The sequence below is a fragment of the Butyrivibrio sp. TB genome (assembly GCF_900110805.1).
Classification (GTDB): Bacteria; Bacillota; Clostridia; order Lachnospirales; family Lachnospiraceae; genus Butyrivibrio; species Butyrivibrio fibrisolvens_C.
This window is the reverse complement of sequence record NZ_FOER01000006.1, coordinates 170,190-188,429: the sequence shown is the minus strand read 5'-3', so window position 1 is coordinate 188,429 and position 18,240 is coordinate 170,190. Positions and strand designations below refer to the sequence as shown.

General features: G+C 36.5%; 14 protein-coding genes. 2 read left to right on the top strand and 12 right to left on the bottom strand.

Going from position 1 to position 18,240, the window contains the following annotated elements:
* Positions 1 to 83 precede the first annotated feature (83 nt).
* The 11 genes from BMX21_RS05845 to BMX21_RS05800 form a co-directional block, all read right to left on the bottom strand.
* Positions 84 to 302, bottom strand: coding sequence for a hypothetical protein (locus BMX21_RS05845; RefSeq protein ID WP_022755965.1), 219 nt, complete (start codon positions 300 to 302; stop codon positions 84 to 86).
* A 4-nt stretch (positions 303 to 306) separates the two neighbouring features.
* A complete protein-coding gene (locus tag BMX21_RS05840; protein WP_092039752.1) occupies positions 307 to 2,037 on the bottom strand; it encodes an IS1634 family transposase in 1,731 nt (576 codons plus the stop codon).
* Positions 2,038 to 2,494: 457 nt separating this feature from the next.
* Positions 2,495 to 2,617, bottom strand: coding sequence for an Rpn family recombination-promoting nuclease/putative transposase (locus BMX21_RS20160; RefSeq protein ID WP_143057205.1), 123 nt, complete (start codon positions 2,615 to 2,617; stop codon positions 2,495 to 2,497).
* A gap of 83 nt (positions 2,618 to 2,700) precedes the next feature.
* The gene (locus tag BMX21_RS05835) at positions 2,701 to 3,432 is read right to left on the bottom strand and encodes an ABC transporter ATP-binding protein (protein WP_092042297.1); all 732 of its coding nucleotides are present in this window, start codon (positions 3,430 to 3,432) and stop codon (positions 2,701 to 2,703) included.
* 12 nt (positions 3,433 to 3,444) lie between these two features.
* Complete coding sequence (locus BMX21_RS05830) at positions 3,445 to 4,542, bottom strand: ABC transporter permease (protein WP_242952881.1); 1,098 nt, start codon at positions 4,540 to 4,542, stop codon at positions 3,445 to 3,447.
* A gap of 155 nt (positions 4,543 to 4,697) precedes the next feature.
* Positions 4,698 to 5,801: a sugar-transfer associated ATP-grasp domain-containing protein gene (locus BMX21_RS05825; RefSeq protein WP_092042295.1), complete on the bottom strand. Its 1,104-nt coding sequence runs from the start codon at positions 5,799 to 5,801 to the stop codon at positions 4,698 to 4,700.
* 16 nt (positions 5,802 to 5,817) lie between these two features.
* Positions 5,818 to 7,473 carry a sugar-transfer associated ATP-grasp domain-containing protein gene (locus tag BMX21_RS05820; RefSeq protein ID WP_177173943.1) on the bottom strand — a complete coding sequence of 552 codons (1,656 nt, stop codon included), beginning with the start codon at positions 7,471 to 7,473 and terminating at the stop codon, positions 5,818 to 5,820.
* 20 nt (positions 7,474 to 7,493) lie between these two features.
* Positions 7,494 to 8,378: an ATP-grasp fold amidoligase family protein gene (locus tag BMX21_RS05815; RefSeq protein WP_092042289.1), complete on the bottom strand. Its 885-nt coding sequence runs from the start codon at positions 8,376 to 8,378 to the stop codon at positions 7,494 to 7,496.
* 4 nt (positions 8,379 to 8,382) lie between these two features.
* The gene (locus BMX21_RS05810; protein ID WP_092042286.1) at positions 8,383 to 9,366 is read right to left on the bottom strand and encodes a N(5)-(carboxyethyl)ornithine synthase; all 984 of its coding nucleotides are present in this window, start codon (positions 9,364 to 9,366) and stop codon (positions 8,383 to 8,385) included.
* The gene (locus tag BMX21_RS05805; protein WP_092042283.1) at positions 9,363 to 11,558 is read right to left on the bottom strand and encodes a sugar-transfer associated ATP-grasp domain-containing protein; all 2,196 of its coding nucleotides are present in this window, start codon (positions 11,556 to 11,558) and stop codon (positions 9,363 to 9,365) included. The genes BMX21_RS05810 and BMX21_RS05805 overlap by 4 nt, the downstream gene beginning before the upstream one ends.
* A 53-nt stretch (positions 11,559 to 11,611) precedes the next feature.
* Complete coding sequence (locus tag BMX21_RS05800; protein WP_092042280.1) at positions 11,612 to 13,657, bottom strand: ATP-grasp fold amidoligase family protein; 2,046 nt, start codon at positions 13,655 to 13,657, stop codon at positions 11,612 to 11,614.
* A 748-nt stretch (positions 13,658 to 14,405) separates the two neighbouring features.
* On the opposite strand from BMX21_RS05800, the gene BMX21_RS19345 reads away from it, so the two are divergent.
* The gene (locus BMX21_RS19345) at positions 14,406 to 14,720 is read left to right on the top strand and encodes a coiled-coil domain-containing protein (protein ID WP_177173942.1); all 315 of its coding nucleotides are present in this window, start codon (positions 14,406 to 14,408) and stop codon (positions 14,718 to 14,720) included.
* A 106-nt stretch (positions 14,721 to 14,826) separates the two neighbouring features.
* On the opposite strand, the gene BMX21_RS05790 is transcribed toward BMX21_RS19345, so the two are convergent.
* Entirely contained in the window at positions 14,827 to 16,680 is a 1,854-nt protein-coding gene (locus BMX21_RS05790; protein WP_092042274.1) for a DUF6788 family protein, read from the bottom strand.
* Positions 16,681 to 17,210: 530 nt separating this feature from the next.
* Here BMX21_RS05790 and BMX21_RS05785 point away from each other — a divergent pair.
* Positions 17,211 to 18,233 carry a PD-(D/E)XK nuclease family transposase gene (locus BMX21_RS05785; RefSeq protein ID WP_092042272.1) on the top strand — a complete coding sequence of 341 codons (1,023 nt, stop codon included), beginning with the start codon at positions 17,211 to 17,213 and terminating at the stop codon, positions 18,231 to 18,233.
* The last annotated feature ends 7 nt before the right edge of the window (positions 18,234 to 18,240 follow it).

The following is an 18,240-nucleotide window of genomic DNA, read 5'->3' as shown; positions in this document are numbered from 1 at the left end:
TGTTAACTTCCTATCTTTTTAACTCTCGTCGTCACTTCCGGTAAATCCCCTCAAAAAATCTCTTAATGCAGGGTTGATGATTTTTAATCCTCCTCATCAGCGTCCCCATTCATGAATTCTATGATCTCTTTCAGTGACTTTTTACTCTTCTCGAAAGCCTTCACCAGTTCCTTGCTCTCAAGTTCCCTGCGCTTTGTTATGAGCTTGTCCAGTTCTTTAAGCTCTGCTTCATATCTGTCTTTTGCCTTAAATACTGCCTCTTCCTGTTTCTTGATTCTATCGTCTAAACTTGTTCTTGCCATGATATCAGTCCTCCCTCTCTGCATTTGCCTTAACAATTACATTCTTTAGATCTTCTCCGAGTGCTCTTCCCAGCGTCTTTATGTCTGCTGCATTCATCCCGAATGCTTTCAGTATCGCTTTCTGGGTAGCACTTACTGCGTGATCTATCCTGTATGTATTGTCAGAGGACTTTATCATCTCTATCTTTTCAAGTTCCTTAAGTGCGGCTGGAACTGTCATGTAATTCTCTTTCTGTCCACTCTCCTTTACTTCATCCTTAAGGCATGTATATATCTTATTACGTATGATAAGAGCTATGAACTCTATGAAAAGCTTGGTCTCCAGAGATTCATTTCCATAAACCCTTTCTGCCCTTGCTCCCATATATGATTTATCTCCGCGGAACAGTTTTTCGGAAACATCCCTGCTCTTATACAGGTTTATTGCTTCTTCCGCTGTCATGGACTCTGATGTGATAAGTACAAAGTATCCACAGAGTGCAATCTCCCTGTCTATGACATCAGTGCGTTCGCGCCATGCAAGGAGTCGTTCATCTTCCTTGCCCTTATTGTAAATCTCAAGTTTAAAGTATTTCTCAATGTTTGGACTTGGGGGTATCTTCTTGCCCCTGTTCTTTTCAAGAAACTCGACTATCCTGTCTATCTTTCTCTCTACATTCTCGCGTTCTGCTGCATGTTTTCTGTCATTGTAGTATATGTGGAAATATCTGTCCTTTTCATCCGAAGGGAACAGTTGCATCTTAACTGTCATTCCATTGACTTTATAGGATCTTATGCTGTTTGCCCTGCTCTGCTCAAAACTGCCTCTATGTTTTAAAACAAGCTCACTCACAAGGTCCTTCATGCCCTTGACCATAATCACAAAGCCGTAGCCGTGGTGATCCATGTAGTGAATGTTTGCCTCACTAAAATATCCCCTGTCGAGGATGAATCCTATATTTTTATAGCCATAGCCTTCCACCTTTTCCAGCATGTACTGAAGCTGTGACACGTCATTGATGCTACCCGGATAGTCCTCATAGAAAAGGGGCTCATTGTTGTTCCTGTCATATGCTATCGCATAGTTGAAAATCGGCTTATCCTGCTTATCCTTTTCATGTCCGATCTCAGCAAGATCTATATCACCTGCCTGGCAGTGCTTATTGGTTGAATCATAAGAAACATAAATCTTTGATCTGTGATCCCGGTTCTTATTCCATTCATTAAGGAAAGCAATCCTTGCATCAGTCATGTCCTGGCCAAGGAAGTCTGAAATCTTTGAATCACTATAGACATGCATCCCTTTTGTAAAGAGAGGATGCTTATAAGCATAGTCAGGATAATACTGACCGGCATTGTTCTCAGTTAGAATGCTATATGCAGCAAGATCAAGAAACAGTCCGGCATCCTTGCCAACAATACGATTAACCATCTCGTCGATATGATAACTGGCAATGATCTTCCTGATTACAAAAAATGCTCCAACATTCAGGCAACTGCTGCGGCTGGTATCCCCTTCCAGTTCTTCAGGGATCTCTATATCCGGAAAGAACTTCATGCAGTTAGCATTAGGATACATCATGTCAAGGTGCTCATCATCACGTCTTCCGATGGATGTGGTCTTGGGGACGGAATACTTCTTGACAGGGTCATACTTTCTCTCATACGCATAGTACACGTAGGTAGTTCCCTTGATGTTTTTTATTGTGATACCGTTTTCCCCAGTCGGTATCTTCACAAGGAAATTCATATACATGGCAGCCTCCATAGAGATGTAATTACTTCTCTATTATCTTACCATGTTTCCCACTCAAAATCAAGTGAAATCCGCATAAAATCTGGTTTTTTCCAATTTCTCCACCTCTCAATTTGGCTGCCGAGAGTTAATTATCGCGGAAGTTCACATTATCTACTATCAGCAAACATAAAAAATCTCCTGACGTATGCAATCTCATACCTTACATCAGGAGTTATCATCAAAAACTAAACATCTTGATTAAACTTTTATGGCATTCTCCGGCTCACCAAGTAATTTTGCATAAATCTTATCAGTATCGTAATCAGATGCGTGCTCAATTGCATACTCATTTATTTTCTGTATATATTCAAAGCCTTCCTCAAATAAATCTGCAATCTTCTCAGCAGTCCAGCTGCTTTCGCCATTGTAATACACAATCGAAAAAACAGTTGGATACTTAAAAACTTTAAGCTTACTAATCCCCAGCCTCGCTTCTCTTCATCCCTCTCATAGTAACCCAGATATAGAACATGTAGCGCAGTATCTGCATACCTACATTAGAGTCTACGCTGGATATGTGTTCAATCAAGGCATGCAAGCATCCATTCGTTTACCGTTTTTGTGTGTAACAGGTAGTTTTAAGAGTTCTGCATCTACAGACTGTATTTTATTATTCCCAACCTACGCTCTCATAAACTGTGCATAGTTTTTCAAAACCGCTTCTGGATCTCCCATCTGCCTGATTTCTCCGTCATGCATCCACATAACCTTGTTGCAGAGCTCACTCAAAGTTTCCATGCTATGAGACACTATGATTACTGTTCTCTCCTCATCAGATATAAGTTCCTTCATCTTGGTAAGACTCTTCTTTTTAAACCTTTCATCTCCTACACTCAGCACCTCATCCACCAGAATAATATCCGTTTCCAGCAAGGCAGTAATAGCAAAGGCTAGTTTAGAATGCATACCACTTGAATAAGTTCTAACAGGTCTGTCAATAAAATCCCCCAGTTCTGCAAAATCTATAATCTCATCCATCCTCTCCTGTATATCTTTCTCTTTGAAACCTAAAAGGAGCCCAGATAGCATAATGTTAGCCCGTCCTGTAAGAAGCGGCTTAAATCCAACTCCAAGAGCCATTAGCGACACAGAGTGCCCATGAAGATCAATTGTACCAGAGTTTGGCGAGAACACACCTGCAATAGAACGAAGCAAGGTACTCTTTCCACTGCCATTTTTTCCAATAATTCCAAGGATTCCACCCTTTTCTACTTCAAAAGAGACGCCTTTAACTGCTTCGAACACTTCATCTCTGGTCTTCTTATGAAAAAGAGTGCTTCGGATAGATATGTTGTTCAAAATACGATAGCTTATATTCACATCCTTAACTTCAATTGCAAGTTCTTTGGACATAACCCAACTCCCTTATATCACTTTAACATAGCTATTCTCATTACTATAAATTGTAAATACCCCTAGAGCCATCAGCACCAGCGAGATAAATCCCCACACAGCAATAATCCCAAGTCTTGGCGTTTCCTGATACATTATAGCCGACCTCATGGATGATATTAATAACGCCACCGGATTGAAGTTTTCAATCATTTCTCCAAAAGGCTCAGGAATCCTCTTTGAAATCTTATAGAACACTCCTGACAGATACATCATCATCTGCAGCACAATACCCGTAATATACCCCAGGTCATTAACATACACCCCATAGTGCATCATGATGCTCCCTACACCAAAAGTAAAAAGAAACAGCACCGCTAAGATTGGTATCATCCAGATAACATTCCAATTTATTGGGACTCTGAACACCAGCATCATCACTGCAATGACACCAAAGGACACCATCATCTTGAACCCATTAACAAACATCTTGGATAATAATAGGATGTACTTTGGCATGTATATCTTTGTAATTATATCCTTACCATTCCTTACAGTATTCACACTTCCGTTAACACTCCTTGAAAAGAATCCCCACATGGTAATTCCAGTAAATATAAAAACAGGGAAATACTGCTCCGACGCTTTGAACACATATCCAAAAATAACAGTATAGATGATCATCATGCAAAATGGCTCAATAAGCCACCAAAGCCAGTTAAGATAAGAGCTTGCAACCTCTGCTCCAAGATCAGATTTTGCAGCCCAGATAGCATAAGGCATGTACTTCCTAAGATCCTTAGTAAATCTCTTACCATATCTTACAAATCCACCAATTGTAATAATGTCCTCTGTCAAAAGACATACTACAAAAGGTACAATAAATCCTAGCAATGCTCCGAGCCCCATAAACTTCAGCCTATAGGATATTGTCATGTGACTAAAATCCAGACTTCTAACCCCTCTAGCCCATGACACACCGTAGGTAATAGCATTTAACAACAAAAGATATACCACGAAAAAGATTGCTTTTCTCTTACCTAGCATCTCCCCATGTCGAAGGTAATTATGAATAATCAGGGACACTATAGCTGGGACTATGAACATCAGGATATTAAGAATAAAAAGCATTTCAGATCCTCCAGTATTATCCGCTCAACTAAAGTAACTTGAAATACAATTAAACTGTGCTATTATGCAAGAATTATTATCCCGTGCACCTTATACGATATTTCAAAGTATTAACCTAGTTACATTGAATTCATAAATACTAGTACCTTTTCCAATCAATACTCGCTAAACAACTTACATATTTTACTCAGAAGTTTCCCCCAAAACAAAGCATCCTTGTATGGTAATCCTAGCTCTTTCATTTGTTTATAAAACCTTTTCCTTAGGCCTTTATGTAACGGCGTTTGATGCGGATAAATAGAAGGAACACTATTGCACTCAATAAGTTCGCATCCTTTTGGTGTTATTGCAATATCCCACGCCACAATAGTCATATTCTTATTATGTAAAGCAAGTTTGTGCGAAAACTCTATTACTTCATCCCATTTCGGAATAATAAAGCCTTTAAAGCTTTTACCTGAAGCAGGATGGGTTTTCACCTCTTCTCCCATTACAGTAATACCGTCACTAACCATTTTGCCTGTGTCCACATCAATTTCAGCAAATACACCACCTGCATCTGCATTATCAAAAACAGAATTATTATTTCCAGTCCTAAAAAAAGCACCGAATATCTTACTTTGTCTACCATTAGAAATAGTAACAACGCGAATAGTATTAAGAGATGAAGGGTGATATTCTTTCAGTTCCTCTATGTTACTTACACATTCCTCAAGTATTACAGGCAGTTTTCCATCAAATATTTGGTGTGTACCACCTTTTTGTATCTTATATACTCCCTTACCGCTCTCTCCATCAATAGGTTTTACAATTACATCAAATCTATTAATAAAGTCCTGCACTTCTTCAGGATTAGTTTTTGAGTCTACCTTCATCCAATCTCTTTTTACAAAATCCCGAAATTCTTCTATAGTCTTTATTTTATTGCCTGTTATTGACCACTGTTCAGGGTAATACAATTTGTACTTTCTTAAAACAAATTGCAAATCCCTCATAGTCAAAAATGATTTTTTTTCCTTTTCAGTCAGCAATTGGAACTTGTAACAATAATAATATTCCTGAAATGTTTGTCTATATTTACCATAATCCTCACGAAATGAATTATACAAATCAGCTTTATTTTTTTCAGATAATTCCATGTCACCGATACGTTTTTTAGCATTTTTCAACCAATAATCGCGAGTTTGAAGTGAATATGGTCCAAGTGATTTAATCAGAGCTTTTTGATGACTTATTGATAGTCTCTTTATCTTATTCAACGTTTTCCTCCATTGATTAACAATTTACAAAATTAATATTGTGCTCTATTGAATATTGTTCAGCATAAGAACCTACAGGCGTGATAATAGTCAACTTATAGCAATTCAAAAAAGCTTCATCTCCAATAGCTACAACTGACTTGGGGATAATAATCTTTTTTAATTCCACACAGTCGCGAAATGCATTCTCTGCTATAACCTCTACCCCCCCATTTTTAGGCAATTGTACGATTTCTAGCTTTTTACATTGATTAAATGAAGATCTTCCAATATTTCTAACATCACCCTTTATTTTTACTTTTCTTAAATTATTGCAGTTCATAAAAGCACAATCCTGTATCTCATCTAAACAAGCATCAATAATTATCGACTCACATTTGTTTTGCTTAAAGCTAGCCTTTGCCCCTATTACCTTAACTTGTTTTTTATTGATAAAAGCAGGAATATTTACTTTTCTTAGGCATTGACTGATTTTCGTTATAATAACTCCTTTTGGAGTGACAGAAAAAGAGTAATCTAAAATCGCATCATTCTTAGCGTAGTTATCAAAAGTATTTTTAATTATTGTCTCTCGATATTTCCCATACAAAGGTCCATTATTATACTGATGAAAATCAACGCCTCCTCTCCCCACATTATATTCAATCAAAACTGGTTCACCACTTGTATCTATACTTATGTCCCAACTAATAACTCCAAACATTGGGACATGATAGTGAAGCCTTTTTACAGTAGCCAAAATATATTCAAAGTTAGGAATCTTACCTTCTGAAAACTTAAACCCATTTGGATGAATCAAAAGCCTTTGGCCTTTTTGAGTATACCCATATTCCTTTAATTTTCCATCTGGTTGAATTCCACATGAATATCCCCCACTACTAAAATTATCTACTCTGCTTCCTTTATTTCCAATTCTAACAATTGCCGACAAAGGAATAGCATCACCATTAATTAACATAGTCATTATACGGATCGTATTTACAGAAGTCGGATTCATTTTTTCCATTTCTGGATGTTGACGAATTACTTTTTCCACATGAATATCGGCAGACTTTTCTAATGCGATTTTGATATCATTTTTCCCCGTCGTTTCGTCAACAAAAAATACGCCCTTACCTCCTTCGCTAAATACGCTAATTTTTATAACAACTCCCTCAATACGTTTTTCAAATATCTGGTTAATAGCTGAATCCAAATCAATTCTTCGAAAAGCATAATCTAAATATATTCCATGTATTTTACGTATTAAACAAGTTGGGTGCTTAACATCAGGAAACAAAATATCAATATAATTTTTGTCTATATATCCTCTAAGATATGCGTAATCAATTGTTTTATTTTCAACATATTGAAAATGTATATCACTAGGAATGAACGCAGGATCAAATACCCCCGTTACGTGTTTGTATATACGGTGCCATTCCGGATTGACAATTCCTAATTCCCAAATATCCTTCCACGCATTCTTAACTAATTCCACTTCATTCTCAGATAGTTGAGGAGCCTCTAACGTTCCAGTGTTATTTTGTAACCAGCGTAGTATTATTTCAGAATTTGACTCAATTTCATGTAAAGCTTTTTTAGCATTTGCTACGCGAATGACATCATCTTCACGTTCCTTTAAATACTTTTCGATTTGCTTGTGGAAATATACATAGTTCGATAATCCCATATAATATCCTCCCGAAAAGATCATTCAGCTAGCAAAAGACAATTACCGAATAATACGTCAGTCTCTAACAATCTTCCAGTATCAAGTCCTGCCGATGGAGTAAAAGTCAATTCTCCAAATATTACCCGTCCATTTACATCATATAAATCCACCCTAACAAATGGAAATGGCATACAGAGTTTCTCTGATATCTCCCACATCCTATCCAGATTATCTGGACGAGGGATTGAAAAATCTGAAGAACAATTAATACTATCTCTAGTAAGTGGGCATATTCTCCACTCTTTATCTAAAAAATAAAACTTGGGGTCATCATATCCTGACTCATGACTATGCTTTCCATCAATTCGTCCTATACAAGTTAGGACATAAAGCGGTTTTCCGTTAAAGCAATAAAACTTATAATCAATCAAACTATCTCCAAGATACTTCTCACAGATTATGCGTTTCGGAATTGTTCTATACTGAAGTTCTGCAAATACAGCCCAATAATCATCCTCCATCCATTTTTTTAACTTAGCTATAATCTTTTCTCGATCAGCTAACTCTTTTTCCGGACAAAGGATATTGTAACCACATCCATGATTACACTTGAGAACAAACGATTGTGGTAAAGCGTCCCAACAAATATTCTCTACATCTTCCCAAACTCCATACAGCTCATTCAGTATTTCTGTAAAACCGCATTCGCTAACATAATTCCTAACAGCATATTTATCTGAACATCTTGTTACCAACGGATTATCGCGATATGTGTTAAGTTTCAACCATGTTATCTTTGCATTTAAGCCTTGTGGTTTCCTAAGATCAAGATGTTGCCCTAGCATACTCCTAAACAAGTATTTACTGACCAATTCAGGAGATATACTACACATTATTTTTTTCACTTGCTTCTTGATACTCATCACATTAGCTTACCTTATCTACAAAAATTCCTCTTGCCTCACGGAAACGACGAATAGCATCATTTTTGATGATGCCATGATCCACATCAATTGCCGCAACAATATTCTCAGGATAATCACCTGTCACTATACAATCTACATATTTAGCAAAATTTTGGCTTAGAATTTTCGAAACAGTATACGGATACATTGCAGGCGTATTATCCACCGCATAATGTAAAATTCCATCAACTACGTATACAGGATTGTCTATCGTAGTTGGATGAGAAGTTTCTATCTCCAAATGCGGATCACAACTAACATCTACAATCATCGTTCCTGGTTTAAGTCTTTTTAAATCCTCACGATAAATCAATCTATCCGTTCGATCTGTATCCCAAAGCACGCAGTTAACAAGCACATCATAGTTAGGCATCAAAGCAAGAAATGTCTTCTCCAACTTTCTTCCAAAGACATCTACCTGCGCTCCTAGCGCAGTTAATACACGCATGGCACCCTTGGCAGTCTGACCATTTCCTATAATTGCAACTTTGGTATCATATGGCATCTTGCCGCAATACTGAAACGCCTGCAAAACAGCTGCCTCGCCAGCGATTTCTCTATTTCTATAAAAGATGTACCTTCCCTGTTCATATATGTTTTCCCAAGCAATTACAGTATGCTTTGCCCTAAGAATTTCACTTGTAAAATCTATATTTTGTACAGAATGTGCCCATCCACATAAAATAGTTTCAGGAGCAATTTTATCAAGATAATCGGCGTCGCCAAGCTTGACGTCAACCAATACCGGACACTTAAGGACTTCAGATCTAGACTCAAACTTAATTCCCTTTTTAGTATATTCTGAATCTGGAATACCAATAGATTCCCCATACCCTTTTTCAAAAACCAAATTATCCAAATTCTTAATCTGTCCAATATCATCAGGCATCAATGCCCTTCTTTTTTCATTGTTCTTATGACTTATCAAAAAACCCACTGTATTCATAACCGATCTCCTAAGATATTTCTTTTTTTGGTTAACGTTTCATACTTATAATCAATCTTCCGTTTGAAGTAATCATTTATTTCCCTATCAAAACTAGCAACCTTATGAAGATCTTGATGAATATTGATTTCAAGAATTTTAAATCCATCTTCCGTTATAGCTATATCAAAGCCTAGATATTCCAATTCACTTAAATATCTGCTTATTTCAAGTATCTTATTTTTCACAACTTCCCAATTGGGAAGTATTCCTTCTATGGCAGTTCCAGTATCAGGATGAACTGGGCAATCATAAAAAACATGATTTTTTATAGTCTCAGGTTTATATAACTCTCCAGTTTCTTTGTTAACAAAAACACATATTCCCCCGTATCCAACATTATCTGTATATCCTGATTTTTCTGATCCTATCCTCATATATGTTTGAAGAATACGTGGATCAAAGCCATGATCATTTACAACCATCATTCGCACAGTATTAACGGATTTGTCATAAATTCTTTTTAACTCACTATGCATCTCTATATACTCAGTGACCACGTAGAAAGATTTCATGCCTTCTATAAGTTGCTGTAAGTCACTCTCCACAAGAGCTTCACCATTTGCATAGAAAGTCCCATTTTCATAGGCCAAACAGTAAAATCCATCTCCATGAGTTCCTGCGCTAGCCTTAAATGCTAGCCTTCCTTTCTGCCTTAACATTTCAATGACTCCATCAAAGCCATCTGAAACCTCTAAAGGACAATCTCTCATTTTGCTAATGACTACTTCGCCACTACGCCTATATACTGAGAAATAATACTTTGGAACAAACTGTTTAAAAGGTTCCATTACATAACGAAAGGTGGTCTTATCATTAACCCAAAGCTGATAATGGTTATTTATCCTATTTAGCCAGTAATAATCATAATCTGATAAAAACTGCGAATAATTATCCTTAGTTAATCCGTATTGATATAAACGCCATGAAAAGAAGCCATGTCTATGAGCCCATAGTTTTTGTGGCAAGGATACGCCCTTTGTTTTCAAAAGGTCATTTCTAGCAGCAGCCCTCCACAAACCATACATATAGGTTCTCATGCCTTTTCGGCTCATGGTTCGCCGCTCAATTGTACATATTTTTCTTGCCAGAGCTGATAATTGCTCTCCAAAAGTTTTCTTTTTAAACTGTGTGAGATATTTCTCTTTAAGATATGAATCGAGTCCTTCATTAAATCTATCTTCCGGTAGTCTTGGCCATCCAGAAAAAACAAGATAAATGAATGAATTGTTCTCCCCTACAGCTACAGAAGCTGTATAGAAAGATAACTGCTGTAGCAAAGAAGCATCACTACAGATTTTTTTCCGTAATTCATCCCATTCAGGTATTGAAATGGTATCGCCTTGATACGTAAATGTTCCGCTATCCAGATCAACTCCTAAATATTGTGCCTCTTTTTCATCTGTTTCCAAGTTATACGTATAAATCGATATTTCTGAAGCAAGAATTTTTGGTCCATCTGAATAATCATTAGTAATCCAAAACTTCAATGAATGATCCAACTTATATTTACCAAAGTCATGAATTGTGTCTACTACATCTGATACAACGTAGTTACTCTTAAACTCATTTATTAAATCTTCAAGTTCTCCCTTTGAAATCTGCTCTCCGTTACACAGCAAGTAGTCATTATTGCTTTCATAGCTTAGAATGTATCTTTCTGCCCTACTATTCCACCATGATGGTCTAAGCTCGACTTGTCCTTTCTCTCGAACGAAATCAATCACGTCCTGGATCGTATACTGCCTATCCTCGTGTCCAATCCGCAAAATAAGTTTTTTCTTCTCTCGTTGAATAATACTGAAATAAACATTTCTAAAATGATCATTGGCTGGTAACATAACCCTCTGGGTTGTAAGCATATCTGTCAGCCATTTGCTAAAACTTGAATTGATAGGAGAAAGACACTTGTATTCAAAATCAGAAATATATTCACATTTACTCTTATCAGCCAGGTTCCATCTTTTTATACTCGAAACCAAATAGCCTTTCCTATGCCAGTATTTCACTGTTTTTCTGCTATACTCCTGATTCGGCAACCGCCAGTCTCTATTCATAGCATTAAACCAGTATCTTCCAATCTGATGAGGAACACCTTTGAAAACAAGTGGAACAGCAACACACTCTAATTTGATTTTTTTTATAATATCCATAAGTTACATTTTTCCTCTTAAGATATAATCTTTTCTTAATCTCAATACCGTATTCAAACATTCGCTTTTGGAAGCCTTAACATATCTCCCAACTTATAATCCCATTCAACAGGATCAAATGTCTCATATCCTCCACCGGGATAAAATGTAAGTTCGCCAATATATAGTTTTCCTTCTTTTGTCTCGTAGAAATCAACTCTGACAAATGGAAATGGTTTTGATAGCTCACTAGCTATTTCAATCATAGATTCAAAGCTTTGTGGTTTTTTCAATGGATGTGGTGAATTAGGATATACTCGAGTGAATGGCAATAGATTCCAATCCAAATCATAAAAATTAAATGACATATTTTTGAATCTTCCCGTAGCCACATACAGTAATTCAACCTTCCCATTAAAACAGAAAAACTTATAATCCATTAAATCATCATCAAATCCCTCTATATACTCTTCAGCTAATATTCTAGGATTTATTTTGTTATATGCGCCACAATATGAGCACTTCAAAGAATTTCTCGGAATAAGCCATGAACTTAGCACTGTAAGGAGCCTGTCATAATCTAACGTTTCTTTGTTTTCAACTCTAATAATGTGTTTTCCATCACTTTGTATAGTTGATTTCAGAACAAACTTTTTAGGAAGCTTATCAAAGTCTATATCGCTCTCTTTTTCCCAAACTCCATATAAAGGAACTGTATAGCCATCGCCTATCTTCTCTTTGATATAATCCTTAAATTCAGCCTTATCAACAGCGCGCGGTAAATCTTCATGATACCAATACAACTTTAGCCAATTAATCTTCTGATTGAAGGTTCGTGGATTATCTAAGTTCAAGTAATAATGGCAGTGATTATAAAAAACTTGTTTTAGTTCATTAGCTCTTTCTGTCTTAGAAAGCAACATACTGTTTAGATTATCTATGTTATATCCTGTATACGTTGCTTTCTTAGTAAACATCACATCGTCAGAATTATTTGCTTTGACATTTTGGGGTTCTGGTAAAGTTGCCTTTACCTCCCGAATGTTTCTTCTGTGTGCATCATTATGGATGTAACTGTATTTATATCCACCAGAGCAATATTTTGCATATTTTAGACCCTTTGCCACCCCAAACGCATATTTCCCCGCTCTGTTATGAGAAATCTTTAAAACAAGCTTATAATGCAAATACTCTCCCAAATGGTAGTAATACGTCACTGGATGGTCGGTAATATTAAGATTCTTAAACCACTCAGATTTCAGCCTTCCATATAGTTCTTTTCTTGTGGCACCATTAACCGCATATAGATTTTCAAGACAAAAATACAGACTATAGTTAATAAAGTCCTGCTCAAAGCGATTAAATAAGTCTCTTGTTATTAACCCTTCTCTAAGTGCCAATAATGCATAATAGAAGCAACTATAAGACTGGGATCTGGTTTTTTCTAAGGATGAAGTTACATTTATCCTATGATGAGCGAATAATTCCTCTAATATGATAATTCGCTTTGCACAAGCTAATGCCGTGTATGTAAATGACAAGTCGTTAGTCGTACGTTGTTCCTGAAAACGAATATCTTTATCAATGATGAATTCACGAAGAAATAGCTTATCCCATGCCCATCCCGCAAAAGCTGTAAATATATCTCGCTTAATATCAGTTCCGGCGAATATTATTTCTTTGGGTAAAAGTTTGTTTCGAATAGTAAATGATAATTCTTTGTATAATCCGGTTTTAGAATCGTAAGCATCTGATTGGAATACGACAATCTCTGCATTTTGATCAAGTGCCCTCTTGTATGCCATTTCAAGCATTTGAGGTTCAAAAAAATCATCTGCATCAAGAAATACTACGTATTTACCACTAGCATAAGCGAAGCCATTATTTCTGGCTGTGCCTGCATCATAATGTGCTTGCGCTATGACAAACACTCTATCATCACATTTTTGATATTCTCTAAGTATGCTAAGTGACGCATCTGTCGAACCATCATCAACACAGATAATCTCTATATCCCTCAATGTTTGATTTATAATACTATCTAAACATTCACGTAAGTAACCTTGAGCATTATAAACTGGAATAATAACTGACACCTTTGGTAATTTGTTTGATTCCATTATTTCTCCAAATTGCGTAACTATCCACAAGAAAATGCGGTTACGTCATAACCCATCCCTCTACCAGTACGTTTATTTTTGTATATGGTAAACGCTAATATAATTTTACGATATTACGAGTATCATTTCAATATCTTATTCTATTTTTAATATACTATTCATGTTCAGAATAGTATCATATCTTTGCGATACTTTTATTTGTAATAATAGAGTTTATTAAAACAATAGATTATTTGAACAGTATAATAGACCTGCAATACTGCAAGTTTAAGCATAAGTTCTTACTTCTAATATTACTTCTCTATAGCGCTAAATACCCTATCGTACCTCTTATCATGATTTTCGCACCATACTTTTTTAGAACATGTCCTGAGTCCTGTACTGTTATATTTTTTTAGGACTATATACCACAAATAATATATGCTAAGATATCTTTCGTGTTCACATCTAGAACACTGTTATCACCGTCTTTTGACTGTCATGGCGAGTTCTCGCCAGTATTCCACTAACCGTTTGGTAGAATTGGAACTATATTTTTACAAGGAAGGAAACTGTATTTATCCTTATTGATGTTTTTAGGGATATACTCCATAATAAAGGTATAAAAGATGACTTTGATGCTTGGCTCACATTTCTTGGATGCGATGATATTGAGTATATCAGTACTCTGATAGAGAAGTATCCGGATTTCAAGCCAATGTATCAGGATCTTTATGATATATGTCTCAATGTGGAAGAGGTGATGCAGATGTTTTCCAAAGAACTCCAAGAACTGGATCATAATACAGTTATATATATGATTGATGAGCTTCAGGATCAGCTCGATGAGACAAAAGGTCAGCTCGATGAGACAAAAGGTCAGCTCGATGAGACAAAAGGTCAACTCGATGAGGCAAAAGGTCAACTCGATGAGACAAAAGATCAACTCGATGAGACAAAAGGTCAACTCGATGAGGCTAACGCTACCATATCTGAGAAAGATGCTGCTATATCTATGAAAGATGCTACCATCGCTGATCTTCAATTAAAGATCAAGGAATTAGAATCCAGATTATCAAAATAAAAAAAGTAAAAACGGTCTGCCAATGCAGACCGTTTCATTGTATACAGTTTATTCAAAACGGTCTGCCGAAGCAGACCGTTTCTTTATACCCCTATCGTACCTCTTATCATGATTTTCGCACTATACTTTTTAGATATTCTTCAACATTGTAATAATGTATTCCACAGACTTCTTTCTCTTCTCCCCTGTACAGCACTACCTTCTCTGTTATTGTGCCATATTTAAATTCTGCTTTACTGCACATCTCTTCATTTAATAGATATCTGTACTGATGAGGATCGATCGTATCAGAATGTTTTATTTCATATAGTTTAATAGTATATTCTCTTTCATCTATCACGACCATATCGAATTCACCAATAGGGAAGCTGAGTTTAAACGCTCTCTTACCTTTTGGAAGTGTCTTTATAGTTTCCAACAAGACTATCTCCTCTAGCATACGTCCTTTGACATCTTCTAATATTTTATTGCACACTTCTCCTTTTTCCCTTGCCGGGAGCATATTAAAAAGCTCATCCTTCATAAGCGAAAATACGAGTGCCTGAGCCTGACAATACCGCATACCTGGTTGAGTGAACAGAATTCTCTCTTCAGGCATACTGGCTTCAATAGATTCACTTGGACAATCCATTATCAGATCCAGCAAGAACAGATATTCTTTGATCTGCGCTATATGGTCTTTGCTGATCTTGACACTGCGCTCATCGCTATTTTTAATGTCAAGTATTTCCCTAAGTCTATTAACAACCGCCTTCTCATCAATATAATCCAGAACACTTTCTTTACCTTCCTTGGCTTTTTTCTTCCTATCCATCTGTCTGGCAGAGCCAAAATCATGCGATACAAAATCTTTTTCCAAAACAGCTATTAAAAAACGGTGATTCATATCCTCGATTATTCGATTGATAGCGCCTGTTAATTCTCCGCATTCATACAAGTCAAGAAGATGTCTGAAATGTCCGCCTGATCTATAGCAGGCAAGGCTGTGCTGAATATTCCTTGCTATAGCAGTATCAATATATCTTCGGGCTGTTTCATCATCCCTAAAGGAAGCTTCTTCGTCCAAAAGATCATCTTCAAAATGTGTCTCGCCAGCTTTAAAGGTGCCTCCGTATCTAATGTATTCATCTATATCATCTATGCCAAGGAGCTGTGAATACTCTCTAAAAGGGATAAACGTAGTATGAATAGTATAAGATCTGTCATATAGCTCATCATCTGTAGATAGCAGAAGTCCCAGTGAATCCGTTCCGGAGAGAATGATCTTCATGCCAGTCATTGCATAGACATCAGACAATATGGATGCTGAATCAATAAAATCACTTATAAGTGTGACTTCATCTATAAAAACGTATTTGATACCAGATAATTCTAACTTCCTAAGATCTCTGTTGAGCATTGCCATTGTATCTGTTGTAAGCGCTTTGATATAAGCAGTTTGATTTAAAGGAAGTTTAGATATAGCCTGCAATACAAGAGTAGTTTTTCCTGTACGTCTTAGTCCATATACAAGGCAAACCTTACCATAAGAGTCATTTTGTATAAACTTCTCTAATAAGTCAAAACATTCTCTATGTCCGAACTTGCCAACACCTTTGTACATAGATTCAAGTGAACTTCCCATCACTACTCGCATTTCATAAAAAGCACCTGTATTCACCTTCTCTATATCGCTTAAATACAAAGTACTTGCTGTATTCATCTGGGACGTTAGTTCGGTATCCTCATAATCATTTATCAGAGTGCTCTTAAGGATTTTCTCTAATTCTTTACGTCTCTTAACTTTGTATATAACATCTTCTTCGTCAGCTTTTTTGACATAAGAACTCTTCTTAACGCCATCTTCATACCATTGAAGATACATCCTGCGCTTGCCTCGAATAGTCTTATATGTAATATTACCCTTAGGTAATTTTTCTATTGCATTTTCAATCTTTATGTCGCGTCTGTTTTCATACATATGGCAGTTCCTCCATATTTTTATTTTAATCCAAAGGCAGCCCTAAAGCAACCCCATCAACTCTGCTATGGAGTTGCTACAGGGTTGCTTTAAGGCTGCTTGATGGGACTAAAGGACAGCTTGATGATGCTAAAGCTACCATATCCGAGAAAGATGTTGCTATATCTATGAAAGACGCTGTCACCATTGATCTACAATTAAGAATCAAAGAATTAGAATCCAGATTACTTAAATAATTAATTTAAAAGGGGTTGTCCCCTGTAATTTACGTTTAAGAAGTCATACTTTGCATAACATGAAGCATATATAAAGCATATGGGGTTTTCTTCCTTGCAGTATATACCAAAAGCCAAACTATCGTAACTAATTTAAGACTATACATCCCGAACAGTATATGCTAAAATATCCTTCGTGTTCACATCTAGAGCACTGTTATCACAGTCTTTTGACTGTCATGGCGAATTCTCGCCAGTATTCCACTAACCGTTAGGTAGAACTGGAACTATATTTTTTACAAGGAAGGAAACTGTATGCAAAGTAAATACCAAAGTTTAAAGCACTATTTTCCTGTCATTAGGACACGTGAAGAGATACTTATGGAGATAAGGAGGTCACCTAAGCTTAGTACTATCTTCGATTCGTGGACTACCGAACATCAAGATCTGTTTCTTGATATCTGCACTGGATCCAAAGGGGTTAAGATGCTTTATGACAGCTATTTTAAGGAAATTCTGAATCCCGAGACAAAACCCGAGAGATTATCATGGCTTCTTTCTGTTATTCTGTCTCAGAAGGTAACTGTAAAGCATCAGCTTGCTAATGATAACAACAGATTAGGCGACGAAGCATCTCTTGTCATCACTGACATAGTCGTAGAACTTGAAGATGGGACAATCGCCAATATAGAAGTTCAAAAAATCGGCTACAAATTCGCCGGCGAAAGGGCTTCTTGCTACATGGCAGATCTTCTGATGCGTCAGTACAAACGCATCAAGACGAAGTGTAAGGATTTCGGCAAGAAATTTAATTATAAAGACGTGCCACCTGTCTATACCATCATATTCATGGAATCAAGTCCATCGGACTTCAAGAATTATCCTAACGTTCTGATGCACACCTTCAGGCATAGATCTGATTCCGGTTTAGAGCTAAAAATGCTTGAAAACTGTATTTTTATTCCTATTGATATTTTTAGGGATAGACTCCATAATGAAGGTATAAAAGATGACTTCGATGCCTGGCTCACATTTCTTGGGTGCGATGATATTGAGTATATCAGTACTCTGATAGAGAAGTATCCGGATTTCAAGCCAATGTATCAGGATCTTTATGATATATGTCTCAATGTGGAAGAGGTGATGCAGATGTTTTCCAAAGAACTCCAAGAACTGGATCATAATACAGTTATATATATGATTGATGAGCTTCAGGATCAGCTCGATGAAGCTAACGCTACCATATCTGAGAAAAATGCTGCTATATCTATGAAAGATGCTACCATCGCTGAGCTTCAATTAAAGATCAAGGCATTAGAATCCAGATTATCAAAATAAAAAAAGT

Bases quoted from the DNA above. Each gene is read 5' to 3' on its own strand.
- BMX21_RS05845 (WP_022755965.1), bottom strand. From the start codon at position 302: ATGGCAAGAACAAGTTTAGACGATAGAATCAAGAAACAGGAAGAGGCA.
- BMX21_RS05840 (WP_092039752.1), bottom strand. From the start codon at position 2,037: ATGTATATGAATTTCCTTGTGAAGATACCGACTGGGGAAAACGGTATC.
- BMX21_RS05835 (WP_092042297.1), bottom strand. From the start codon at position 3,432: ATGTCCAAAGAACTTGCAATTGAAGTTAAGGATGTGAATATAAGCTAT.
- BMX21_RS05830 (WP_242952881.1), bottom strand. From the start codon at position 4,542: ATGCTTTTTATTCTTAATATCCTGATGTTCATAGTCCCAGCTATAGTG.
- BMX21_RS05820 (WP_177173943.1), bottom strand. From the start codon at position 7,473: ATGGGATTATCGAACTATGTATATTTCCACAAGCAAATCGAAAAGTAT.
- BMX21_RS05815 (WP_092042289.1), bottom strand. From the start codon at position 8,378: ATGAGTATCAAGAAGCAAGTGAAAAAAATAATGTGTAGTATATCTCCT.
- BMX21_RS05810 (WP_092042286.1), bottom strand. From the start codon at position 9,366: ATGAATACAGTGGGTTTTTTGATAAGTCATAAGAACAATGAAAAAAGA.
- BMX21_RS05805 (WP_092042283.1), bottom strand. From the start codon at position 11,558: ATGGATATTATAAAAAAAATCAAATTAGAGTGTGTTGCTGTTCCACTT.
- BMX21_RS05800 (WP_092042280.1), bottom strand. From the start codon at position 13,657: ATGGAATCAAACAAATTACCAAAGGTGTCAGTTATTATTCCAGTTTAT.
- BMX21_RS19345 (WP_177173942.1), top strand. From the start codon at position 14,406: ATGTTTTCCAAAGAACTCCAAGAACTGGATCATAATACAGTTATATAT.
- BMX21_RS05790 (WP_092042274.1), bottom strand. From the start codon at position 16,680: ATGTATGAAAACAGACGCGACATAAAGATTGAAAATGCAATAGAAAAA.
- BMX21_RS05785 (WP_092042272.1), top strand. From the start codon at position 17,211: ATGCAAAGTAAATACCAAAGTTTAAAGCACTATTTTCCTGTCATTAGG.